This window comes from Salinibacterium sp. SWN139 (assembly GCF_015864625.1).
Classification (GTDB): domain Bacteria; phylum Actinomycetota; class Actinomycetes; order Actinomycetales; family Microbacteriaceae; genus Rhodoglobus.
This window is the reverse complement of the sequence record NZ_JADYWV010000002.1, coordinates 864,085-886,427: the sequence shown is the minus strand read 5'-3', so window position 1 is coordinate 886,427 and position 22,343 is coordinate 864,085. Positions and strand designations below refer to the sequence as shown.

Genomic DNA, 22,343 nt, shown 5'->3' with positions numbered 1-22,343 from the left:
GCCGGCTAGCCCTTGATGGCTTCGGACCAGCTAACTCTGCTGCCCACCTTCAGCAGCGAGTTGTTGTAGATGCGGGCGCCGAGGAGCACGGCGAGGCCCGTGGTCACGAGCAGGAGCACGAGGGAGATGAGCGGCTCCCACCATTCAGCGGTTCCGAGGAACAGTCGCATCGGCATCCCGACCGGTGCAGAGAACGGAATGTACGACATCACGGTCAGCACGGTGGCGTTGTCGTTGAAGAAAATGATTGCGAAGTACGGGAGCATGATCAGCATCGTGACGGGAGTCATGGCTGAGCCCAGATCTTCTTGACGTGAGACCATCGCACCGACACCGGCGAAGAGCGCAGCGAGCAGCACGAAGCCGATGATGAAGAAGCCGACGAACCAGAGCAGCGGAGCGCCGAGAAGAGACAGTACCTCGGCCTGGCCGGTAACCGACAACCCAACCACCGCGAGAGCCGCGATCGCAATGATCTGGGCGAAGGCGAGGAGCGAGTTTCCAATGACCTTGCCGGCCATGAGAGCGGATACGGGCACCGCCGACATGAGGATCTCCACGATGCGAGTCTGCTTCTCTTCAACAACGCTCTGCGCGATCATCGGACCAAAGGTCATGCCCGAGATGAAGAAGATGATTCCGAATCCCAACGCCGCGATGTAACTGAGCGGACTGCTCTGGTTCTCGGGGTCGAGCAAGATGACTTCGGGGCTTACGCTCAACCACTGCACGAGCAGCGAGGGTGCCTCTGAATTGGCGATGATGAGGACGGGTGAAACAGCGCCTTCCTCGGAGGGCAGCACTGCGGCATCCACTGTTCCCTCGCTCACGAGCGCTTCAGCCTCGGTGCGGTCCTCGACTGTCGTCACCTCGACGCCCGGTACGTTCGACAGCTCGGAGGAGAGCGATCCGACCGTCGCGACCGTTGTGGTGCTGATGCTCTTCGAGAAGATTCCGCCGGCGATTACCCCACCGAGAACAAGCAGCAGCAGGATGCCGGTCGTGATGAGAAAACTCTTCGAACGAAGACGGGTGGTGATTTCGCGCTCGGCGACGAGCGCGACGGACTGGGAAAAGCGAGGCGACGGGCGGCCAGCAGTAGCGGAGTTCATTAGATAACCTCTCGGAAGATTTGGGCGAGGGATGCCCGTTGCGGAGCAAAAGAAGTGACGTCGCCCTCGGCGACAGCGCGACGAAGGACGCGCTGTGACGCAGAAGCTTCTTCGGCATCGAACGTCGCGTGGCCGCCATCGAATTCCACGACGGAGATGCCGGGTTCGTCGCGCAGCCAGCCGAGGTCGCCCGAGGTAACGATGGTGTAGCGCGGAGCAGAATGCTGTGCTCGTAAGGCTTCCCGTTCGCCAGCGGCGCGGATGCTTCCCTCGGCAATAATGACGAGGTCGTCGCACAATCGTTCGACGATCTCGAGTTGGTGAGACGAGAACAGGACGGCGGCTCCACCCGCGGCGCGCTGCTTCAGTACCTCAACAACGGTGTCGACAGCGAGCGGGTCGAGGCCAGAAAATGGTTCATCGAGCACGAGCACCGCGGGATCGTGAACGAGTGACGCCGCGATCTGAGCACGCTGCTGGTTGCCGAGAGAAAGGCTCTCGAGGGTGGAGTCGCGGCGCTCTCCGAGGCCAAGTTCTTCGAGCAAGCTGTCGGCATTGCGGCCAGCGGCGGCCTGCGTGTAGCCGTGCAGGCGAGCGAGATAGACAAGCTGCTCGCGAACCTTCATCTTGGGGTACAGGCCGCGTTCTTCGGGCATGTAGCCGAAGTGGCGACGCTGCTCGGCATCCAGCGGCTTGCCATCAAGCTGAATGTCGCCGGCATCCGATTCGAGAACTCCGAGAAGGATGCGCATGGTCGTGGTCTTGCCGGCGCCGTTGCCGCCGACGAAACCTGTCATGCGGCCGTCGCGCACGCTAAAGCTCACACCGTCGAGCGCTGGACGCGTCCCGAAAGTCTTAGAGATGTTGTCGAGTTGGAGCACGAATACCGCCTTCGTTCGCAGAAAATCTTTCTGTTCTCAAGGCTACGAGCGAAAGCGCGCTCGGGGATCAGTCTGCAGACGGGTTCCAGCCTCCGCCGGAAGGGGGAGGCGGAGGGTGCGGGAGGTGGAGTGAGCTGCAGGCCGAGCGCTATTAGTGCGCGGCGGGTCGATCGTGGTGGGTGCCGGGAACGACGACTCCGTTGTCGTAGGCGTACACGATGGCTTGGATGCGGTCACGCAACTGAAGCTTCTGCAGCACCTTGGAAACGTGGGTCTTCACTGTTGCTTCGCCCAGGAACAGCGCCGCAGCAATCTCCGCATTCGAGAGTCCCTCCGCCACGAGCACGAGTACTTCGTGTTCGCGAGCGGTCAACTCGGCGGGGATCGTGGGCTCCGCCGTGTGGGGGAGTTGCGTGTCGGCGCGCGTGAGACGTTCCAGCACGCGACGGGTCACGGCAGGCGACAGCAGCGCGTCGCCGCTCGCCAAGGTGCGCACGGCATCCGCAAGATCGTCGGGTGACGAATTCTTGAGCAAGAAACCGCTTGCGCCCGCATCGAGGGCATCGAACAGCTGCGACTCGTTGTCGAAGGTAGTGAGCACGAGAACGGCCGCGGTGATCTCGGCGTCCGCAACGATCTGGCGGGTGGCCTCGATGCCGTCAACCTCGGGCATCTGGATGTCCATGCAGATCACATCGGGTGCCAACTCGGCCGCTAGTTCGACGGCTTCACGACCGTTGTGGGCTTCGCCGACAACCTCAAAGTCGGGTTGAGCACCGAGGATGATGCGAAAGCCCGTGCGAACCAGTTCGTGGTCATCGGCCAGCAGGATGCGAATCGGTGCGGGGCTCATGCGCGACCCTCAGTAGCGTCGATGTGGAGAGGCAGCTCCGCCCGAACGAGAAACCCGCCCCGAGAGCGCGGGCGCAACTCAAGCGTTCCCCCGACGGCGTTCACACGCTCGGCCATGCCGATCAAACCGAGGCCAGTGGATGGCCGTTTGCTCGGTGCGCGACCGGAATTTCCGATCTCAATCTCGACTGAGGAGGTGCTCCACCGGAGGCGAACATCCGCTTCGCCCGATGGTCCAGCGTGTTTGCGGGCATTGGTGAGGGCCTCTTGGGTGACGCGATAGAGCGTTACGGAGGTCGATGCGCTGAGGGCCCGAGGTTCGCCCAGTTGTTCGAATCGTGTGGGCATTCCCGCAGTTCGGGTCGTATCGATCAGCTCATCGATGCTGTGAACACCGAGCGTCGACGCTGCGGCGGTCGCTGTCTCGCGACTATCCGCATCCCGCAGTGTGCCGAGGAGCCGGTGCATTTCGTCGATCGCAGCGCGCGACCCTGACTCAACAGCGTGAAGGGCCTGGGATGCCGCCGGCGGATCCTGCGTCAGCACGGTGCGCGCTGCCGCAGCCTGCACTCCCATGATCGACACATGGTGGGCAACGACGTCATGCAGCTCGCGCGCAATGCGCAGTCGTTCGATCGTTACAGCTTGTGCCGCCAATAGCTCTCGCTCGCGCACCAGCTCGACCGAGCGTTCGTGCAGAGCATCCTGCTGTACCCGCGAGCGGAAAGCTCGTTCGCCGAAGTAGTAAGCCCCGCCGAAGTACAGCACGTTCGTCATGAACTGGATGACGAGGTACGCCAAAAGGGGAGAGAACGCCCCGGCGCGAGAGAGGCCGCTCAGCGCATCAGGGTCAGTCGTAGTTTGGGCGATTGAAATCGATAACCACACGAACATCGCGATGATGATTACGATGCGGGTGATCGTGGCGATACGGCGTCTGCCTTCCCACACTCCCACCGAGTACAGCGCGATGAAGAGAGCGATATTGCAGAATGTCACTTCGGGCACGTGGAGGGTCGCTCCGACCATGAATACGACACTGATCACGATCACGACCGCGAGGGGCTGCTGGCGACGGAACAGAAGCGGCAGCGTGATTCCGGCGGCCCAGAGTAGCGTGACAAAGGAATCAGCCGGCTCATCGTAGATTCCGGCGATGCGAGTGAGAACTGTGCTCAACAGGGTGCCGACCAGCATGCCCACGGCGAGGACGACATCCCAACGATTGATTCCGGGCCGATAGCCCGATGGCTGCGGGTTCGCCGAACTAATCGGTGCGTCGGAGCTGGCCTCATTGAGCCTGGGGTGGTGTGCGTCGGAGTGCACATCGCTGGGGGAGTCGCGCATCTAGGTAGGGTACCTGCCGGTCGTGGTGGCGGCGTAGTCAGTTCGCCTTAGGACAGGCGCGTGTGCATCCGTTCGCCTTCGCTGTTGAAGATGCTGAGTACTTGGGCGGCGCCTGATCCGGCAGCGCTCAGCGCATGCGGGATGCGGGTGTCGAATTCGGCGGCCTCACCCCGGGTGAGGACGAGATCTTGTTCCCCCAAGCGCAACCGAAGCTTGCCGGAGAGTACGTAAAACCACTCGAAGCCGTCGTGAACTCGAAGGTCAGGCAGTGTCTCCGCCGGAGGGTAAGTGATCTTGTAGGTCTGGATGGCGGACGTGTCGGGGGCGAGCGGCGCGATGGTGACGCCGTCGCGCATCACCACGGGGCGATGCACCCGAGGGTCTCGAGTTTCAGGCTTGAGCAGATCGTCGATGCGGATGCCCAGCTGGCGAGTGAGGGGAACGAGAAGTTCGAGGGATGCCTGACGCTTGCCTGACTCGAGGCGGGAGAGAGTGCTCGTTGACATGCCCGAGAGGCGCGCTGTCTCTTCAAGGGTCAGCCCACGTTGCTGGCGAGCGGTGCGCAGTCGTGGTCCCACCTGATTGAGTTGGTCGAGCATCCGGACCTCTCTCGTTGTTGCGTGGCGCCGTTAGTGCCTGATGATGTTGACAGCACATTTGCCAATACTGCAAACGAACTTGCTGAAACTATACACCTTCGCGCACACTACTGGTATGACTGAAAAGCACTGGGATGTTGTTGTAATCGGAGCGGGCCCGGCAGGCCTCAACGCGGCGTTGTTGCTGGGCCGTGCGCGCCGCCGGACGCTGGTGATTCACTCGGGAAGCCCCCGCAATCGCTTTGCTGACCACATGCACGGCGTCCTCGGAAACGAGGGCGTCACTCCGCTCGAACTGCGTGAGACGGGCGCGAAAGAGCTCGCGCTGTATGGCGTTGAGATGCAGGAGGGCAGCGTCGAACGCCTCGACGAAATTGAGGAAGGTGTGCGCCTCACGCTGAGCGACGACAGCACCGTCGACGCCCGCGCGGTCATCGTTGCAACCGGGATAACCGATGAGTTGCCGCCAATCGAAGGCTTGGCCGAACACTGGGGTAGCAGCGTGCTGCACTGCCCGTACTGCCATGGCTGGGAAGTTCGTGACACCAAACTCGGCGTTCTGGCGACGTCTCTCGTCGGACTGCATCAAGCCTTCTTGGTGAGACAGTGGAGCGACGACGTCACTGCGTTCACGGCTCTGCTCGACGAAGTGACGCCGGAGGAGGCGTCCCGACTCCGTGCTCGCGGCGTAAAACTTGTTGATTCTCCTGTGATCGCGGGCACGGCTCGGGCGGGCAAGCTCACCGGCCTCCGCACTGCAGACGGGGAAACTGTGCCGATCGATGCGGTCTTCACTGTCGGTACTCCGCGGCCGCACGATGCTTTTCTCGCTCATCTTGAGCTCGCCCGCACCGAAATTATGGGCAGCAGCTTCATCGCAGTCGATCAGGGTGGCAAAACGAGTCACGACCGTATTTGGGCAGTAGGCAACGTCGTGAATCCGATGCTCACGGTGCCCATGTCGACGGGGGCGGGCGCGATGACTGGCGGAGCCGTCAACGCTGCCTTAGTGGCCGAAGACTTCGATATCGCCGAGCGGCCCGCGTCTCCCGCCGAGTTTTGGGAATCGCGCTACTCCGGCGATGCCCACCAGTGGTCGGGGCGAGTGAACGCCGTTCTTGAGGCCGTCGTTCCTGAACTGGAGACTGGTTTCGCCGAGGGGGCCGAACGCACAGCGCTCGACCTCGGCTGCGGAGAAGGCGGCGACGCGTTGTGGCTCGCGCAGCGAGGTTGGCGGGCGACGGGCGTCGATATTTCGCGAAACGCGATCGAACGAGGTCGGCAGGCAGCCGAGGGCGCCGGGATCGCGAACGATCAGCTGCGTTTTGTTGCGGCGGACCTCTCAGAGTTCGAAAGTTCCGAATCGTTCGACCTCGTTACGGCCAGTTTCTTGCAGTCGCCCGTCGAGCTGCCGCGAGCTGACATCCTCAAGCGAGCAGCCATGATGGTGGCACCAGGAGGACACTTGTTGATCACGGCTCACGGCACGCCGCCGCGGCCACCCGCCGCGCCCTCGGGGGCGGGGCATAGCTCGCCGTTCCCCAGCCTCTACACTCCGGACGGAGATCTCGCAGCGCTCGAGCTGGAACTCGACGACTGGACCGTGCTGGTGCACGAGTTGCGTCCTCGCACGATCGAGCTACCGGGCAAGGGAGAGTTCATCACCGAAGACTCGATCGTGCTTGTGCAGCGCAATGCTCAGGCAGCAGAGTGATCGGCTGATTCCTTAGGCCGCTACCGAGGAACCGCCGCGTGCTGGTGCCGACGTTTCGAACGACTCAATGTGGGCGAAATGTCCGGCACGCGGCGACACCTGCTGGCGGGCGTGCGGGATCACTCGGGCAAACCAGTCGTCGTCCGTCGAACTGACGAAGACGTCCTGATCACCGCGCACGAGCGTGACAGGGCACTGGATGCTGGCCCACTGAGCTTCGTCGTAGCGAGCAGCTGCGGCAGCTCCGCGCGCGAACGCGGTCGGCCGAATCTCTGTCGCGAGCGAATCGATCACCGAACGGTCGAGAGCGCGACGGTCGGCGAACAGGGGAGAGCTGAGCGGGCCGAGCACGCGAAGGCGATGAAAAATACGAACGAGGCCGGTGCTGGCAGGGCCAAGGGTGCTCAGGAAGCGCATAGCTCCGAGCATGCCAGCGAGCAGCGGTAGGGTGCCAAAACGACGAACCGGATGCCGCAGCACCGATAGTGCGCCGGGCCCGGTCGCCGAGATCGCCGTTACGCTCGCAGTGCGCTCCGGGTGTCTGGCCGCAATCGTGAGCCCGAGGTGTCCGCCCAGCGAGTGGCCGAAGATGTTCCACTTCGCGTAGCCGAGCGTTCTCGTGACGTGGGCTACGGCATCCGCGAGGTCTTCTACGGTTGCGGTGGCAGAGATGCTGCCACTTTCTCCCCAACCGGGGAGATCGAGGGCAACAACGTTCTGTAGGGGGCTGCCCGTCGCATGTGAAGCCCGGATCAACGGTAACCAGGTCGTCCACGAACCGGCGGCCCCGTGGAGGAGAAGGGTCGCTGAATCGGACAGCGCAGCAGCATTCGGATCGACGTGCGCCACCACATCGCCGAGTTCGGTCGGTACGACGACGCGCGTGAAGCCCGCGGTCGCGCGGTCAAACCGGTTCTCGGCGCTGTAGTGCGTGCTGGAGGCTGGCGTCGTATTCACCACTGTGGTTCGGAGCCGGGCTCGCTGCGGTTTGGGGTCGCAGGGAAGTGCGCTACTGCACAACCTCGATCTGGGTGGAGGCTTCTGCCTCACCGATCGAGCCAAGGTCGATCACGTTCTCGAAGCCAGCCTCTTCCATCATGGCGACGGCCTGGCCCGAGCGGTTGCCCGACTTGCAGTAGACGGCGTACTCGGCCTCGGGGTCGAGAGTCGGAAGCGCAGCAGCAAATTCGCCACCGTTGAGGTCGAGCAGCGTAGCGCCCTCGAGGTGTCCGGCGTCGTATTCCGCGGGGGTGCGAACGTCGATGAGGATGGTGTCAGCGCTGAGTTCGACGGAGTCACCAGCGGCCGAGCATCCAGCGATCGATGCCAGCACGACGAGAGAGCCAGCGAGAGCGGCGAGGGGACGGAACATTTTTTCTCCTTGTAAACGAGTGGTTATTCGGAAACCCGGCACGAATCGCCTGGGCAGTATTGGGGTGGTGTTTTGGTGAGCACGCGCTGAAGAGCACAGCCAACGCAAATACCGAAGGCGGCTTCTAAGAACAACAGAGAAAGGCACAAACCGCACAGCGCCAGTGTGGCTTCGAGGGGCGCGCCGAGCACGCCCATTCCTGCACACGAGAGGAGGGCGAGGCCATAACCGAGCCACCAAGCGAACTCTTTCTGCGGGGCGCCTACCCAGCTCGGTGGCTGTCGCCGAACAATGAGACGGCCCAGTGCGAGGGTCGGCGACCAACGATCACCGACGGTGACCCGAATGAGCATATCCATCATGAAAAAGACACCGAAAGGGCGAAGCGGAACGGCCGAATGCTGGATGACAGCAAGCGTGATCGAGATGGCTCCGGCACTAAAAAGAATGCCTGCCGCCACGCGAACAGCGCGCTCGTTGACCACCGGAATGTCGTAGCCCTCAATGAGGGAACCCACGGTGGGCACTTTCGGCGGGCTCGGCGCTGGCGCTGGCGCTGGCGTTGCTGCTGCCGTTGCTGGTTCTGTCGTGGGCAACGGTCACGCTCCTGTCAGGAGAGGGATCAATTGCGGGATTTCTTGCACGAGCACGAACGCGCCGATCACGAGAACAAAGATTCCAAAGCCCTTGCGGAGGGCCGTTTCGGGGATGCGCCCGGCGAGAGCCGCTCCCACAAACGATCCCGCAACGGCGATACCGGTGAAGGCAAGGATCGTCGGCCAGGGTAGGTCGACGGTAAAGAGGTGAGCGACGAGGCCGGCGGACGACTGCATCGCAATGACGAGCAGCGAGGTTCCTACTGCCACCGCGACCGGAAGGCCGCCAAGAAGGGTGAGTGCGGGAACGATAAGGAAGCCGCCGCCGGCACCAACAAGCCCAGCGGCAATACCGACGAAGAAGCCGTCACGAATAATGCGGACGACAGGGAGTTTCGCGGGCTCGTGAAGTGAACCGGCGGGTACTTTCTTGCGGCCTCGGATCATGGCGGTTGCCGTAGCCACCATCATGGCAGCGAAGAGAACCATGAGAATCGTGCCCGGGATGAACCCGCCGACGATACCTCCGGCAAAAGCGCCCGCCATTCCTGAAACACCAAAAATCAATCCGGTTCGCCAGCGCACGCGGCCGACCCGAGCGTGATGAAAAACGCTCACTGCGCTCGTGACGCCCACGATAAAGAGCGAAGCCGAAATCGCCTGCTGCGGCTCAAAGCCGGCAACGTAGGTGAGGATCGGCACCGTGAGGATCGAGCCGCCCCCGCCGAGCATGCCGAGGGAAACTCCCACGAGCACGGCAAGGGCCAGCGCGATGATCAGATTAGGTTCCATGAGGGCGCGTTAGACCGCGGGGACTGCACCAGGAGTTGCGAGCCAACCAAGGTACGAGCCATCCAGCTCGGCCACATCGTAGCCAGCACGGCGCAGGGCACTCGCGGCCACGCTGTTGCGCACTCCGCTTTGGCAGTACGTCACGATGGTTCCTTCGCGGGGGAGCTGGTCGAGCGCCCACATGACGCGGCCACCGCTCAATTGCTCGGCACCGGGGATGTGTCCCTCGGCGAACTCGGTTTTGTTGCGTACGTCGAGCAGAAGCACACGATCAACGTCTTCGAGCGTGGCAGGATCGACAAGTTCGGGCACAACGAGGGTGAGTCCATCGAGGGTCGTCACGAAGCCCGAAACAGTGTCGATGCCCACGCGCACGAGGTGGTCACGCAACTCTTCGGCGTGTACAAGATCGTCAGCCAGAAGGATGACGGGGCGTGTTTCTGTATCGGGGTTGTAGACCCAAGCGCCGTAGCTTGCTGCTTTCTCTGGTCCGGGAACGTTGAGCGAGCGCGGCACAGTGCCACGGTGAACTTCGGCATTGTTGCGAGTGTCGATGAGGATCGCGCTGTCGGCGTCGAGCGCTGTCGCGACTTCCTCGGTCGTGTACTCGCGCAGCGGGGTAACGGTGCCCATGACGTTCGGGCCCTGTCGGTTCTGCACCTTCATGCGGCCAAAGTAGGCGTGAGCATCCGGTTGACCGTTGAGCAGTTCGTCGATAAAGCCTTGTTCGTCGTTGTTTTCGACGTAGTGGCTCCACCACGCGAACGCGCGTTCGTACCCGACAGTGGTTGTCGGAATTGCGCCGAGAGCTTTGCCGCAGGCGCTACCGGCACCGTGGGCAGGCAAAACTTGCACATAGTCGGGAAGGGTGAGGAAGCGGTCGCGCAGGCTGGCGAAAATGTCTTTCGCTCCGCCGAAACGGGTGTCAACGCCGCCGGCAGCTTCATCGAGAAGGTCGGGGCGTCCGAGGTCTCCGACGAAGACAAAGTCTCCGCTGAGCATGAAACCGGGAGCGTCAGCCTGCGCGCCATCGGTGACCAAGAAGGAGAAGTGCTCGGGAGTGTGCCCGGGAGTGTGGACGGCCTTCAGCGTGATGTTGCCGAGGGTAATGATGTGGCCGTCTTTCATACGTACAGCACCGTCGAAGGCGCTTCCGTAGGTCCAGTCGGGGCCACCTTCGTCAGACACCAGTATCTCCGCACCGGTGCGAGCGGCAAGCTCGCGGGTGCCGGAAAGGTAGTCGGCGTGAATGTGGGTTTCGGTGACGGCCGTGATGGTCATCCCGTTCTTGGCGGCGATCTCAAGATAAACGTCGAGGTCGCGGCGGGGGTCAACAACGATCGCTTCGCCTTTGGCTTGGCAACCGATGAAGTAGCTAGCCTGAGCGAGGTCGGTGTCATAGATGCGTTCGAGAAGCATGTTTACTCCAGTGAGTGTTCGCTATGTCCGGGGGAGGGAAGACGCTAACGACGGTGCGTGGTTAGCGGTGGCTGCGGGTGAGTAGTAGTTGCTCGTTAGCAGTGGCAACGGTCGCGTTCAGCGACGTTGGCGAGGGCATCCTCGATGTGTTCTCCGCAGCCTGCCCAGGTGGGCTTACTGCATTTCTGGCACGTGACTTGGGCGCACATAGGGTCTCCTAACGACCGAAGAGGCGGGCAAAGAAGCCGCCCTGACTAGATTTTGCGGCGTCAATCTCAGACTGCGAGTGCTTGCCGTTGCACCAGTTGGATGCGGGCACGCTGCGCTTGACGGACTGGATGTGTTGTCCGCATCCTGCCCACGTAGTTTTGCCGCATGTACGACACGTAACTGCTCTGCACATAACTCTGCTTTCGTTGACTGACCATTTCTAAATACCCTAGGGGGTATGCTTGAACTATACCCTATGGGGTATCGAGACTGTCAACTCACCTGAGAGAGACGAGAGACCTATGGTTCCCGAGATCGCCGGATCACTACCGATTGCTGATTCAGACGCGCAAAAGAAAATTGTGAACAGATTGCGCCGCGCTCAAGGACAGCTGGGGGCCTTGATCGCCACCGTGGAAACGGGCGCCGGTTGCCGTGACGTCGTGCATCAACTTGCCGCGGTGTCGAAAGCCCTTGATCGCGCAGGCTTCCTTGTGATCTCCGAAGCTATGAAAGAGTGCTTGATCAACCCGGATGCGGAAGGATCGCCCCAGTCAGAAGAGATCGAGAAGCTCTTCCTTTCGCTAGCGTGACAGCTGCCGCACGGGTGAAGCGAGTGCCGGTTAGCGGCGCCATTCTCCGAGTCCCTGCGCGTCAAAAAACTCCAGCGTCACCCCGGTGACGGCTCCGCCTGACCGCGAAAATGTGGCCGACGAGAGAGAGTCGTGGGGCGCATTCTCGCCCGTGGGAGTGAAGGCAAAAGTGTCCGCATCCCACGCTTCTAGTTCGAGAAGGTAGTTGCCGCGCGGCCCGAGGGCTGCCTGCAGCGCTCCGTCGACTTCGGTCACGACAAGATCGCCGAAGTAGCCGTTGCGGTACGTGCCTTCGTAGTCACTGAGATAGAGGGAAGCCCCCGCAGTACCGGGCTTGGTCTCTCCGACGAGATCTCCTGCCGGGGCGTTGAGTGCGGAAAGGGCACCGGAGTAGTCGCCGAGCCAGTCTCTTTGCACCTCCCCGTATTGAACCAGATCGAGAAACTGGGCATTGATGGCTTCGGCGGTGCCGATGGGCGCAGCATTGGTCAGAGTCACGATCCCCAGATCGAGACTGGGCACGAGTTGGTAGTTCGTGCCAGCCCCCAACACGAAGCCGCCCGAATGGCTCACCGTCGTGCGGCCCCCCGCTTGGCTGCCCACGTTGAACCCATAGCCGTAACTTCCGGTGCGCTGGTCGGGGGCAGAGGCCTGTGAGCTTATGCTCTGGGCTGTGATGGCAGGCACGAGCGATTCGGGGGTGACGAACGGCTGGCCGTCCTGTTCACCACCGGACAGGATCATCGTCATCCATTTCGATAGGTCGCCGACTGTCGATGAGACGCCTCCCGCGGGGGACTGCGGGTCGGGATTCCGTTCGAAGAGCGGCTGAAATTCGCCATCGACGAAGGTGTGGAGCGTTGCCCGATTGGGCTGCGCCACGAAGTCCGCATAGCTCGAGCTTGTGGCAGTCATTCCCAACGGTTCGTAAACGAGTTCACGGATGGCATCGTTCCAGTCCATGCCGAGTGCTGCAGCAGTCGCTTCCGCTCCTACCGTGATGCCGTAGTTCGAATAGTGGTAGCTACTGCGGAAATCGTCGAGGGGCTGATACCGAAGGTGGTCGAGGATGTAGTCGCGATCGTAGCCCACATCTTCCAGATCATCGCCAGCCCCGGTCGCGAGCCCGGTGCGGTGGCTGAAGTAGTCGCCAATCGTTGCGTTCTGCGTGACGTACGAGTCCGCAAGAGAGAAATCAGACAGCAGCGTGCGCACGGGAGTGTCCCATTCCACTGCGTCTTGGGTAATGGCGCGGGCGACGACCGTGGCAGAGAGGGATTTCGACACTGACGCTATTTGAAACACCGTGTCGGCATCCACCCTGTCAGCGGTTCCTGCTTCGCGCACTCCGAAACCGTCGGCATAGATCATCTCGCCGTTGTGTACGACAGCGATCGCCAGGCCGGGGGTGCCGGTCTCATCCATCGCGATTGCGGCCAACTCAGGAAGTTGTTCGACCGCAGCGTCGACCGCTCGCACCACGGCCACGTCGCTGCTGCCCGCACTCAGCGCGATGACATCAGAGGCTGGGGAGTCGCCCTCAATGACCTCAATACCACCGGATGCCGCTGCCGTGCATCCAGACACAGCAACAGAGACAGCAAGCAGCGCCACCATCGCGGGCGCTGTGCGAGAGCGACGGACAGTGCGGAACTTGGCTGAAGACTCCATGGCTCCACCCTAGAACGCGGGCGATGAACTCGGCAGGTCTACGGAGAAGTAACGTCGAGAATGAGGCGCACGAGGTTGAGCATCGGTTCCCGGAGGGCTGTCGTCAAGATCGCAAAAACCAGAATGTTGAGTACTACAGTGCCCCAGAATGCTTGGCGGAAGAGAGGTTTCTGGGTTTTGTGCCGCAGTCGCTGTTGGGCAAGAATCGCTCCCGGCCAGCCGCCGAACAATCCGAGCCCCAGAAGGGCGCTTTCAGTCACGCGCCACTGTCTGGACTGCGCAGCCTTCTTGTCGCTGGCATACAGGGCATACGTGATGATGCTCATCACGAGGTACAACGCTGCAAATAGCCAGGGGAGGGCACCGATCGCGGTGAGAATACCGATCGCGACGACGAAGGTAGCCAGAACGACATAGCTCATGGTGCCGGGCTTGCGCCGTTTCGTGCGCAGCGGTCGACCGGAGGCGGAGAGGTAACGGATTGTGCGAGCCCGAACCTTACCTTCGTTCGTGTGCTCGACCACAAAACTCACCCGTTCACCGGGAGTCGGGCGGGTGTCACGGCGTGGGAAGGCAGAGATGTGGGCAAAGACGCTTTCGCCGTTGCTTTCGCCGTTGCCGTTGCTGCTGCCAGCGCCGTTGGTGCCGCGTGGGTCGTCAACGGTGATGAACCCGAAGCCACGTTCGTCGTTCCATGACGCCAACGCACCCTGCTGTCGTGCGCTTCGCGAACCCATGTATTGAGGGTAACTGCCCGAGCCGCTGTGTGCGGTATCGGCGTACCCTCAGACTCGCTGAATTCGCCCCACAGAGCTGAGGTCTGCTCCTAAACTGGCGGGGCGCCCTCAGCAAGAAGGGGGTCGTGATCGAACGGATGACCTCGACCACATCATCGTGAAGAGAAGAGAGAATCTCGTGCCTGTTCAAGAACCCGTCGCCCGCCAGCCGTGGTGTGGCCCTCGCCCCGCCGAAGTGCAACCGCACACGCTCGATCAGCTAGACGCATGGTGGCGCGCAGCCAACTATCTCGCTGTCGGCCAGATCTATCTCCTCGACAATCCGCTGCTGCGTGAACCTCTCCGCCGCGAGCACACCAAGCCTCGACTCTTGGGGCACTGGGGCACGACGCCCGGCCTGAACTTTGTGTGGGCCCATCTGAATCGCATCATTCAGGAACGCGACACCGACACCATTTTCGTGGCTGGGCCGGGTCATGGAGGTCCTGCCGTTGTCGCGAGTGCGTACCTCGATGGCACTTACAGCGAGACGTACGGCGATATTGATAAGAGTGCGGATGGCATCCGCAAGTTGTTCAGACAGTTTTCGTTCCCGGGTGGTATTCCGAGCCATGCCGCTCCCGAAACGCCGGGCTCCATCCACGAGGGTGGGGAGCTGGGCTATGCCCTGTCGCATGCCTACGGCGCCGTCTTCGACAACCCCAACCTGCTTGTCGCCGCGGTCGTCGGCGATGGTGAAGCCGAAACGGGGCCGCTCGCGACCAGCTGGCATTCGAACAAGTTCATTGACCCGGAGCGAGATGGCGTGGTCTTGCCGATCCTGCACCTCAATGGCTACAAAATTGCGAACCCGACAGTGCTGGCCCGCATTCCCGAAGACGAACTGTGTGATCTGATGCGCGGGTATGGGCACACGCCCTACGTCGTCTCTGGTGGGTTCGACGGCGAAGATCCTCGTGCTGTGCATGAGCGCATGGCGGCGACGCTTGACGACATCGTCGATCACATCGCACGGATTAAGGCGGATGCCGCAGCAGGAACGCTCGAGGGGCGCCCGGCCTGGCCGATGCTCATTCTGCGCACGCCCAAGGGCTGGACGGGCCCGAAAGTGGTCGACGGGCACCCAGTTGAAAACAACTGGCGTTCGCACCAGGTGCCGCTCGCGAGCGTGCGCGACACCGAGGAACATTTGCAGCAGCTTGAGGAATGGATGGCCTCGTACCACCCAGAGGAACTCTTCGACGAGAGCGGGGCACCGCGCGAATTGACGATCGCACTTGCTCCTTCGGGGGATCGCCGTATGAGCGCCAATCCCGTAGCTAACGGTGGACTGCTCCGTGCGCCGCTGCGCCTCCCTGACTTTCGGGAGTACGCCGTCGACGTACCGAATCCGGGCGAAACTACGAGCTCGGCGACGGGCGCTCTGGGGGAGTGGCTGCGCGATGTGATTCGCGACAACCCCGAGAACTTCCGTATCTTTGGGGCCGATGTCACAGCATCCAATCGTCTGAGTGCTGTCTTCGACACCACCGATAAACAGTGGGATGCCGACTACCTCCCCATCGATTCCGACAACCACCTCGCGCGCGCGGGGCGGGTCATGGAGATGCTCAGCGAGCACCAGTGTCAGGGCTGGCTCGAGGGATACCTACTCACGGGTCGGCACGGCATGTTTAACTCCTACGAGGCGTTCATTCATATCGTCGATTCGATGTTCAATCAGCACGCCAAGTGGCTCGAGGGTGCAAACGCGATTCCGTGGCGTCGCCCAGTGGCGTCGCTCAACTATCTGCTGAGCTCGCATGTCTGGCGTCAAGATCACAACGGCGCTTCGCATCAGGACCCCGGCTTTCTTGATCTGGTCATGAACAAGAAGCCCGATGTCGTGCGGGCCTACCTCCCGTGCGATGCCAACACGTTGATCGCCACCTACGACCACTGCTTGCGATCCGTCAACAAGATCAACGTCGTCATCGCTGGCAAACACCCCGAGAACAACTGGCTCGCCATGCCCGCGGCGATTGAACACTGCACGCGCGGCATCGGGCTCTTCGAGTGGGCTGGCACCGAAGTTGTCGGCCAGGAACCGGATGTCGTACTCGCCTGTGCCGGCGACGTTCCGACCCTAGAAACCTTGGCGGCCGCGCAGATCTTGCGTGAGCGGATCCCCGAGCTGCGCGTGCGGGTCGTCAACGTCATCGACTTGATGCGCCTGCACAGCGAATCGGAGCATCCGCACGGTCTCAGCGATGCCGAGTACGACGCGATCTTCACAACAGACAAGCCAGTGATTTTCGCCCACCACGGTTACCCGTGGCTGATTCACCGCCTCACCTATAAGCGCGCGGGGCACGCAAACCTGCATGTGCGCGGGTACAAAGACGAGGGCACGACGACGACACCGTTCGACATGGTGATGCTCAACGATCTTGACCGCTACCACCTGGTCATCGACGTGCTTGAGCGGGTTCCGGGCCTCACCTCGCGGCATGCGGCCTTCTGGCAGGAACTGCATGACACCCGATTGCACGCGCGTCAATACACGCGAGAACACGGCGAGGATATGCCCGAAGTGGCCGACTGGAAGTGGAACCGGTCGTGACGCGCTCAGCGCAGTGCTGACAGTCGTATTTGGACGCTATTTTTGATGCTGACGGCCAGCAAAAAAGTACCTCCCATGGGGTGATGGTGCACGACATATTTTGTGCTTAGAATGAGCGTGACATCGCGTTGATGCCCGGCAATCGTGCCCATTCGGGAGTTCTTCCCTAGGCCGTCAGAAAGATCAGATCAACCGGTATGAACATCACCGAAATCGCTATTAACGCACTCGGATTCGCGGGCACCGTTTTCTCCTTCCTGATGTGGGTTCCTCAGGCCCGTATCACCTGGCAGAGCCGCAACGACGCCGTGCGTCTTGCCGGTATTTCGGAGACCACGCAGTGGCTGTTGGTGTTTGGCTACACCGTCTGGGGCGCTTACGGTCTGATGAGTTCGTCGTTCTGGGTTGCCGCTCCCAGCGCTGTCGCGATCCCGCTTGCCGCCGCCACGATCGTGGTCATTCGCCGTGGTCGCCGCTTGCCCGATGAGGGGCGTTCATTCCCGATTTTCTCGAGCACGGATGCCGATCCGCTCGTCACCATCAGCGACGGCTTAGTGGCTCTTACCGAGTCCATTCCGATCATTCACTCCCACGCCGAGCCTCCCGTCGAAGCGGCCGTTGTCGCGCACGACACGTCGGATGTTCTGGGCGAGCCGTTGCCACACTCTGCGGGTTACGCGGCGACAGGCACGATCCCGATTCTCGCTTAGCGGGGTGGTGCTCGCCTAGAGCGTTGGTGACGTCGCGACGGCTTCAGCGAGTCGGTCGTCGCGACGCTTAGGCCTCTTCGGTGATGTGTGGTTCGCTGGGAAGGTTTTGGGCCTCATCTCCCGTGCCGCTGGCGTGCAACTGGGCAGCGTCTCCGCGCAACGCCATTGCGATGACCGGGAAGATCAGCACGGATAGCAAACCGGCTCCGACGAGAGCGGCGGCGATACCAGAGTCGATATATTCGCTATCGACGCCAATTGCGGTGACGGCGACGATGATGGGCAATCCTGTGGCGCCGAGAAGGCCGAGCGCGGCGCGTTCGCGGGTGCTCGCGCCTTTCCGTGCGGCGAACATCGAGGGTACGCCGCGCACGACGAGCAGAAGCACGAGGAACACGGGCACGAGAGCCGCCACGCTCAAGTCGGAAGTGAGGGCGCCGAGTTCGAAAGACACTCCCGTGTTGATGTAAAAGATCGGAACAAGGAATCCGAAGGCGATCGCATCCAACTTGGAGTCGACCATCGCGCGGTCGCGTTCGGGCGCCTGGCGCATCATGACCTGCCAGAGCAAACCGGCGACAAATGCACCCAGGAGCATATCTAGGTCGAGAACGATGCTCAGCACGACCAGTGCGGCAACAATGAAGATAACCAGTCGGATCGCGAACTGGCCTGAGGTGTGCAGGGTTGCTGTCACGAGGCGGTGGAGCGAGTTGTGTTCGATGCGGGCCGCGAGGAACAGCAGCGTCATCGCAATCAGGATGAATATACCCAACACGATCGTGGAGACTCCGAGTGAGCTGGCTCCGAGAAAAATGGAGATGGCAATGAGCGGCCCAAATTCGCCGACGGCACCGAGTGCGACTGCGGAATTGCCAAAGCGGGTGGGCAGTTCCCCGGCGTCACGCAGGAGGGGCATGATTACTCCGAGTGCCGTCGAACAAAGCGCGATCCCGATAACGACGGCGCCAAATCCTGGCTCGATGAGATAACCGATCGCCACTCCTGCGACTAGCCCAACGAGCCACCCGAGTGATGCGCGTCGACCATTCCGGCCGCGAATAGCGCTCAGTCGGATTTCGTTTCCGGCCATAAAGAACAGCATGGCCAAGCCGAAGTCGGAGAGCTGCTCGACGAACTCGGATTCGCCAACCCAGCCAAGAACACTTGGCCCAATCAGGATGCCGAGAAGCAGCTCGAAAACGACGATCGAGATGCGGACCAGGGGAGAGAGTGCGCGTGCCAGCAACGGTGCCATGACAGCCAAAATTGGGATGAGCACGATACCCCAGTTGGCAGCTTCCATAGCTTCTTCGGTGCTATCCATTGTTCACAAAACTGTTCACTTCGGCGGCGATCACGTCTCGCACCACTGAGGTGTCGAGGGTCGCGATACCGTCTCCGGCCTGCACTCCGTAGTCTCCGAAGCTGGCGTGATTGGCGCCATCGATGGGAAAGAAGGTGGTGGATGTCGGCAACAGGTGGGCCGCATTCATGATCTTCTCGGGTGTGCTCAGGAGGTCATTGCTTCCGCTGAGGCTCAAGACGCGAATGTCGACTTCGGAAAGATCGTTGGCGCAGTAGCTGCCGAAAAGCACGAGGCCGCTGACGTCGGGCTGCTCGGCGTATTGGCACGCGCGCACGCCACCCAGGGAATGTCCGCCGACAATCCAGTCATCAACGTCGGGCGCCGCATCCGTGAAGGTATCAAGCGATCGTTGGTCGAAAAATGCCAGATTCAGGATGGGCTTCGTCACGACAACCGTGAGCCCCGATTCGGCCACCGCTCCGGAGAGCTTATAGAGGTAGGCATCCGCGCTGACCTTTGCTCCGGGGATGAACACAAAGCCTTCGCCTGAAGCGTCGCCGGTGGGGGTGAGAACGAAAGAGTTTTGATTTTCGGTGATGTGCACGGCCGGGTTTGTTTGCACGCTCTCCAGCGCGTCGGGTTCTGCCTGCATCACTCCCACATTCGCCCACACGAGCATTCCGGCCACGAGTAAAACAACGATTGCGGCGAGTGCGATGAAAATCGTGCGCGCGACGCGTCGAGTTCGCCGAGGACCTGGAGTTGAGTTCTGTGATGTTGGCTGCGCTGGCGCAATCGACTCGGTCGGATCGGCGGGAGAGGAATCAGCAGCGTGCATCGCCCCAGTCTAGGGAGTGGCAAGTCGCGCGCGCACTGAAGGGCGACCTGAGAATCGTGGTCGCTTCGTGCCGTGGGCCCGCTAACTCTCTCATTCAGGAATATCCACGCTGGTAAGGAGTTGAATAGTAGTGATGACTACACCACTTCGCCTTTCTGTTCTTGATCTCATTCCTGTTCGCAGCAACCAGACTTCGGCCGACGCCCTGGCGGCGACAACCGCGCTCGCGCAACGCGCCGATGACCTTGGTTTCTCGCGCTACTGGGTGGCTGAGCACCACAACATGAAGGCCGTGGCGTCGACGAACCCGGCTGTGCTGATTGGCATTTTGGCGGCGCAGACCAAGAACATTCGCCTCGGTTCTGGGGGAGTGATGCTGCCCAACCACGCGCCTCTCGTCGTTGCTGAGCAGTTCGCGATCCTCGAGGCCGCGTTCCCCGGCCGCATCGACCTCGGCATCGGCCGCGCTCCCGGCAGCGACCCTGTGATCACGTCCTACTTGCGGATGACGGGCACCACCAGCGACGTCGATGCTTTCCCGCGCAACGTGGCCGACATCCGTAGCCTCATGAACCCCGAGGGCGCCACGTTGCAACTGCAGCAGGGGCGCACCTACGAACTCACGGCGACGCCGAATGCGGCATCCGTCGCGGATCTCTGGCTTCTCGGCTCAAGTGACTACTCGGCCCGTCTGGCCGCAGCGCAGGGCATGCCGTACGTTTTTGCCCACCACTTCTCGGGCGAAGGAACCGCGCGCATTCTTGGCCTCTACCGCGACAACTTTGTGCCGTCAGACTTGCTGAAGGCCCCCAAGACATTCCTGACCCTGAACGTGGCTGTCGCCGAAACGGCGGCGGATGCGCGTGCCGCAGCCCTGCCCCAACTTCAGCAAATGGCGCGCCTCCTGAGCGGCATGCCGCTCGGCCCGCTCTCGACCATCGAAGAAGCTGCCGCGACAGAGCTCGCCGCACCGCAACAACAAATGGTGGATGACATGGCCGAACGGTGGGTTATTGACGAACCAGTGGCTGCAGCGCAACGCATTCGCTCGCTCGCCACACGCTTCGGCGTTGACGAGGTCATGGTCGTTCCTGGGCTGTCGGCTCACAATGCGGACGCGGCGAACACCTCGCCCGTGCGAGTGCGCGCGCTCGAGCTGCTGGCGGAGCAGTTGCTCGCGTAATTCGCGCTACGACGCGGGGCATTTGTCGTGTTCGCGCGGCTATTTAATTTGAGATGCATTCGCACGCAACTTCAGCTCGCGCACACCGTCGCGTTCGCGCACTTCGATGTGCGAACTATGAGACGAGACAAACTCGCTGAAGGTCTTGAACTTCAGTGCGGCTTCGTTGAACGACGGGTCAATTCTCAACATCTGATTCTTCACTCCCGAGCTGTTGAGCCACTCTGAATCTTCTTTTTGCTGAACGAGTCGCATAGCCCTCACCAGCATCTTGAAGGGTCGCATTCCGTTCGCAGGAGAGTCTTTATCTGACTGAGTGGTTTGCTTGGCGACCGCAGCGGTCTTCTTTGCCGATCCCGCTTTCATCACGTTGGTTTGTGGGGTGGCCGGCGACTTCTTGGGCCCTGCGGCCGTGGGCGTTTTCGAAGCCACAATCGTCGTTGACTTCGGTGCCGGCGCAGGCGTAGCGGCGGCTGCAGGTGCATCTTCCGATTTCGGTGTGTCTGTTACCGAGGTCGGCTTTGTGGTTGCGGCGGTCTGTTGAAGCGATGGTGGCGTGCCGAACTCGACACCGGGAAGCGAATCGTAGTCCGCGAACTTGTCACAGGATGAAGTGAGCGCATCGCTAGTGCCTCCGGCAACGCCGATGCCGATGACGTACCGGCCGAGCGTCTTGGCGCGTTGGGCAAGTGCCACATAGTCCGAATCCCCAGCGACAATAACAACATGCGTGATGTCGGGCAGTCGGAACATGTCTTCCATCGCGTCGACTGAGAGCCGTATGTCGGCACCGTTTTTCATCTGCGCGGTAAGGGGAAAGAGCTGCACGAGCTCCACTGCGCGATTGATGAGCTGCTTCTGGTAGCTAGAATTCACCGGCACCGACCAGTCGGCGTAGGCGCGACTGAAAGCCACCGTTCCAAACGAAGAGGCGTAGTCGAGGATAGCTTCGACATCCACAGTGGCTTCGATGAGTTTGTTGCCAATCACGCTCGTAGTCATGCGATTCGAATTGTGAAACCGAGCCTTGTCCTTTTGAAACTGCCCGTTGCCATGTATTTGGTTGTATCGCGAGATCACGATGTTGTCGAAATCGATGTACACGGCCACGCGGCCTTCGGTGGCGGTTGCCATGTGGTCTCCTCGGGAAAAGTTACTCTCAGTCTTATCGTGAGCCTCGCTCATGACAATCCCCTTTTCCGGGGTGATCGGTGGAAAACCTCGCGCACTTTCGCTCGGTAGCATTAGAGGAGAACACAGTAAGAGTAGGGAACCTCACGTGACGTATAGCGCTATTCGAGTTCGCGCGACTCCGGGTACACCTCATTCTGGTCGAGCGGGAGTTGCCGCGATCGTGTGTGGTGTCGCGGTGGCGGGTTGGGTTTCGTTCGGACGCCACCTTTTTGGTATTGGCGGCGATCTCACCATCATCTACGCGACGACATTGGGTGTTCTTTTCGGCGTGCTGCTGGTCCTCATTGGGCTAGCGATGCGGCGCACCGAACTCCGCGGTTTTGAGACGCGGGCTCTCACGCACACGATGCTCATCGCGTCTGGCGTGTGTGCCTTTCTGCTCGGGTTGACGATTCCTGATTCCACGCCGATCGGTCTGCAGACCATCATCAGCGGCCCCAATGAGCCCGCTCTCGGTATTGCGATCGGTATCGCGAACCCCCTGGGAGTTGTTGGTCTAGCGACGGCCATTATTGCGTTGGTGCTTGCGGTGAAGGATTCACGCGGTCGGGTCACTCTCGTGGAGAGCTGGGACGACGACGAAGCTATCGCCGAGTCACACGCCGGCTAGCG

General features: G+C 61.5%; 22 protein-coding genes. 6 read left to right on the top strand and 16 right to left on the bottom strand.

Translation table 11 applies throughout. From position 1 onward, the window contains the following. Positions 1 to 5 precede the first annotated feature (5 nt). The 5 genes from I6E74_RS09400 to I6E74_RS09380 all read right to left on the bottom strand — a co-directional run bounded on the left by I6E74_RS09400 (position 6) and on the right by I6E74_RS09380 (position 4,791). The gene (locus tag I6E74_RS09400) at positions 6 to 1,112 is read right to left on the bottom strand and encodes an ABC transporter permease (RefSeq protein ID WP_197125000.1); all 1,107 of its coding nucleotides are present in this window, start codon (positions 1,110 to 1,112) and stop codon (positions 6 to 8) included. Then, entirely contained in the window at positions 1,112 to 1,993 is an 882-nt protein-coding gene (locus tag I6E74_RS09395) for an ABC transporter ATP-binding protein (protein ID WP_197124998.1), read from the bottom strand. Before I6E74_RS09395 ends, I6E74_RS09400 begins: the two co-directional genes overlap by 1 nt. 151 nt (positions 1,994 to 2,144) lie before the next feature. After that, positions 2,145 to 2,846 (bottom strand): response regulator transcription factor, encoded by a 702-nt coding sequence (locus tag I6E74_RS09390; protein ID WP_197124996.1) that lies wholly within the window; start codon positions 2,844 to 2,846, stop codon positions 2,145 to 2,147. Continuing rightward, entirely contained in the window at positions 2,843 to 4,192 is a 1,350-nt protein-coding gene (locus tag I6E74_RS09385; protein ID WP_197124994.1) for a histidine kinase, read from the bottom strand. The genes I6E74_RS09390 and I6E74_RS09385 overlap by 4 nt, the downstream gene beginning before the upstream one ends. A 47-nt stretch (positions 4,193 to 4,239) precedes the next feature. Then, complete coding sequence (locus I6E74_RS09380) at positions 4,240 to 4,791, bottom strand: helix-turn-helix domain-containing protein (protein WP_197124992.1); 552 nt, start codon at positions 4,789 to 4,791, stop codon at positions 4,240 to 4,242. A gap of 115 nt (positions 4,792 to 4,906) precedes the next feature. On the opposite strand from I6E74_RS09380, the gene I6E74_RS09375 reads away from it, so the two are divergent. Then, complete coding sequence (locus I6E74_RS09375; protein WP_197124990.1) at positions 4,907 to 6,505, top strand: FAD-dependent oxidoreductase; 1,599 nt, start codon at positions 4,907 to 4,909, stop codon at positions 6,503 to 6,505. 12 nt (positions 6,506 to 6,517) lie between these two features. Here the strand turns inward: I6E74_RS09375 and I6E74_RS09370 are convergent, their stop codons facing one another. From I6E74_RS09370 to I6E74_RS14385, 6 genes are all read right to left on the bottom strand, one after another. Then, positions 6,518 to 7,462, bottom strand: a complete 945-nt coding sequence (locus I6E74_RS09370; protein WP_197124989.1) for an alpha/beta fold hydrolase — start codon at positions 7,460 to 7,462, stop codon at positions 6,518 to 6,520. A gap of 52 nt (positions 7,463 to 7,514) precedes the next feature. Continuing rightward, positions 7,515 to 7,877: a rhodanese-like domain-containing protein gene (locus I6E74_RS09365; RefSeq protein WP_197124987.1), complete on the bottom strand. Its 363-nt coding sequence runs from the start codon at positions 7,875 to 7,877 to the stop codon at positions 7,515 to 7,517. A 23-nt stretch (positions 7,878 to 7,900) separates the two neighbouring features. Continuing rightward, complete coding sequence (locus I6E74_RS09360; protein WP_231604863.1) at positions 7,901 to 8,473, bottom strand: DUF4395 domain-containing protein; 573 nt, start codon at positions 8,471 to 8,473, stop codon at positions 7,901 to 7,903. A gap of 3 nt (positions 8,474 to 8,476) precedes the next feature. Beyond that, on the bottom strand, positions 8,477 to 9,265 hold the full coding sequence (locus tag I6E74_RS09355) for a sulfite exporter TauE/SafE family protein (RefSeq protein WP_197124985.1): 789 nt from the start codon (positions 9,263 to 9,265) through the stop codon (positions 8,477 to 8,479). Between the two features lie 9 nt (positions 9,266 to 9,274). Continuing rightward, entirely contained in the window at positions 9,275 to 10,684 is a 1,410-nt protein-coding gene (locus I6E74_RS09350) for a rhodanese-like domain-containing protein (protein WP_197124983.1), read from the bottom strand. 217 nt (positions 10,685 to 10,901) lie between these two features. Further along, positions 10,902 to 11,087, bottom strand: coding sequence for a hypothetical protein (locus I6E74_RS14385; RefSeq protein WP_231604861.1), 186 nt, complete (start codon positions 11,085 to 11,087; stop codon positions 10,902 to 10,904). A 109-nt stretch (positions 11,088 to 11,196) separates the two neighbouring features. Here I6E74_RS14385 and I6E74_RS09345 point away from each other — a divergent pair, with 109 nt between their 5' ends. Then, positions 11,197 to 11,487: a metal-sensitive transcriptional regulator gene (locus I6E74_RS09345; protein WP_197124981.1), complete on the top strand. Its 291-nt coding sequence runs from the start codon at positions 11,197 to 11,199 to the stop codon at positions 11,485 to 11,487. Positions 11,488 to 11,517: 30 nt separating this feature from the next. Here the strand turns inward: I6E74_RS09345 and I6E74_RS09340 are convergent, their stop codons facing one another. Together I6E74_RS09340 and I6E74_RS09335 are read right to left on the bottom strand one after the other, a co-directional pair. After that, positions 11,518 to 13,158 (bottom strand): serine hydrolase, encoded by a 1,641-nt coding sequence (locus tag I6E74_RS09340; protein ID WP_197124978.1) that lies wholly within the window; start codon positions 13,156 to 13,158, stop codon positions 11,518 to 11,520. 38 nt (positions 13,159 to 13,196) lie between these two features. After that, a complete protein-coding gene (locus tag I6E74_RS09335; protein WP_197124977.1) occupies positions 13,197 to 13,895 on the bottom strand; it encodes a DUF1294 domain-containing protein in 699 nt (232 codons plus the stop codon). A gap of 235 nt (positions 13,896 to 14,130) precedes the next feature. On the opposite strand from I6E74_RS09335, the gene I6E74_RS09330 reads away from it, so the two are divergent. Both I6E74_RS09330 and I6E74_RS09325 read left to right on the top strand, forming a co-directional pair. Then, positions 14,131 to 16,497, top strand: coding sequence for a phosphoketolase (locus I6E74_RS09330; protein WP_197125296.1), 2,367 nt, complete (start codon positions 14,131 to 14,133; stop codon positions 16,495 to 16,497). A gap of 197 nt (positions 16,498 to 16,694) precedes the next feature. Further along, a complete protein-coding gene (locus tag I6E74_RS09325; RefSeq protein WP_197124976.1) occupies positions 16,695 to 17,207 on the top strand; it encodes a hypothetical protein in 513 nt (170 codons plus the stop codon). A 67-nt stretch (positions 17,208 to 17,274) separates the two neighbouring features. Here the strand turns inward: I6E74_RS09325 and I6E74_RS09320 are convergent, their stop codons facing one another. Together I6E74_RS09320 and I6E74_RS09315 are read right to left on the bottom strand one after the other, a co-directional pair. Beyond that, positions 17,275 to 18,534: a cation:proton antiporter gene (locus I6E74_RS09320; protein ID WP_231604860.1), complete on the bottom strand. Its 1,260-nt coding sequence runs from the start codon at positions 18,532 to 18,534 to the stop codon at positions 17,275 to 17,277. Then, on the bottom strand, positions 18,527 to 19,354 hold the full coding sequence (locus tag I6E74_RS09315) for an alpha/beta hydrolase (protein WP_197124770.1): 828 nt from the start codon (positions 19,352 to 19,354) through the stop codon (positions 18,527 to 18,529). Before I6E74_RS09315 ends, I6E74_RS09320 begins: the two co-directional genes overlap by 8 nt. 133 nt (positions 19,355 to 19,487) lie before the next feature. Between I6E74_RS09315 and I6E74_RS09310 the strand changes: the two genes are divergently transcribed. Then, a complete protein-coding gene (locus tag I6E74_RS09310; RefSeq protein WP_197124975.1) occupies positions 19,488 to 20,537 on the top strand; it encodes an MsnO8 family LLM class oxidoreductase in 1,050 nt (349 codons plus the stop codon). Positions 20,538 to 20,576: 39 nt separating this feature from the next. On the opposite strand, the gene I6E74_RS09305 is transcribed toward I6E74_RS09310, so the two are convergent. After that, positions 20,577 to 21,671, bottom strand: coding sequence for an NYN domain-containing protein (locus I6E74_RS09305; protein WP_197124974.1), 1,095 nt, complete (start codon positions 21,669 to 21,671; stop codon positions 20,577 to 20,579). Between the two features lie 145 nt (positions 21,672 to 21,816). On the opposite strand from I6E74_RS09305, the gene I6E74_RS09300 reads away from it, so the two are divergent. Next, complete coding sequence (locus I6E74_RS09300; RefSeq protein ID WP_197124973.1) at positions 21,817 to 22,341, top strand: hypothetical protein; 525 nt, start codon at positions 21,817 to 21,819, stop codon at positions 22,339 to 22,341. Positions 22,342 to 22,343 lie beyond the last annotated feature (2 nt).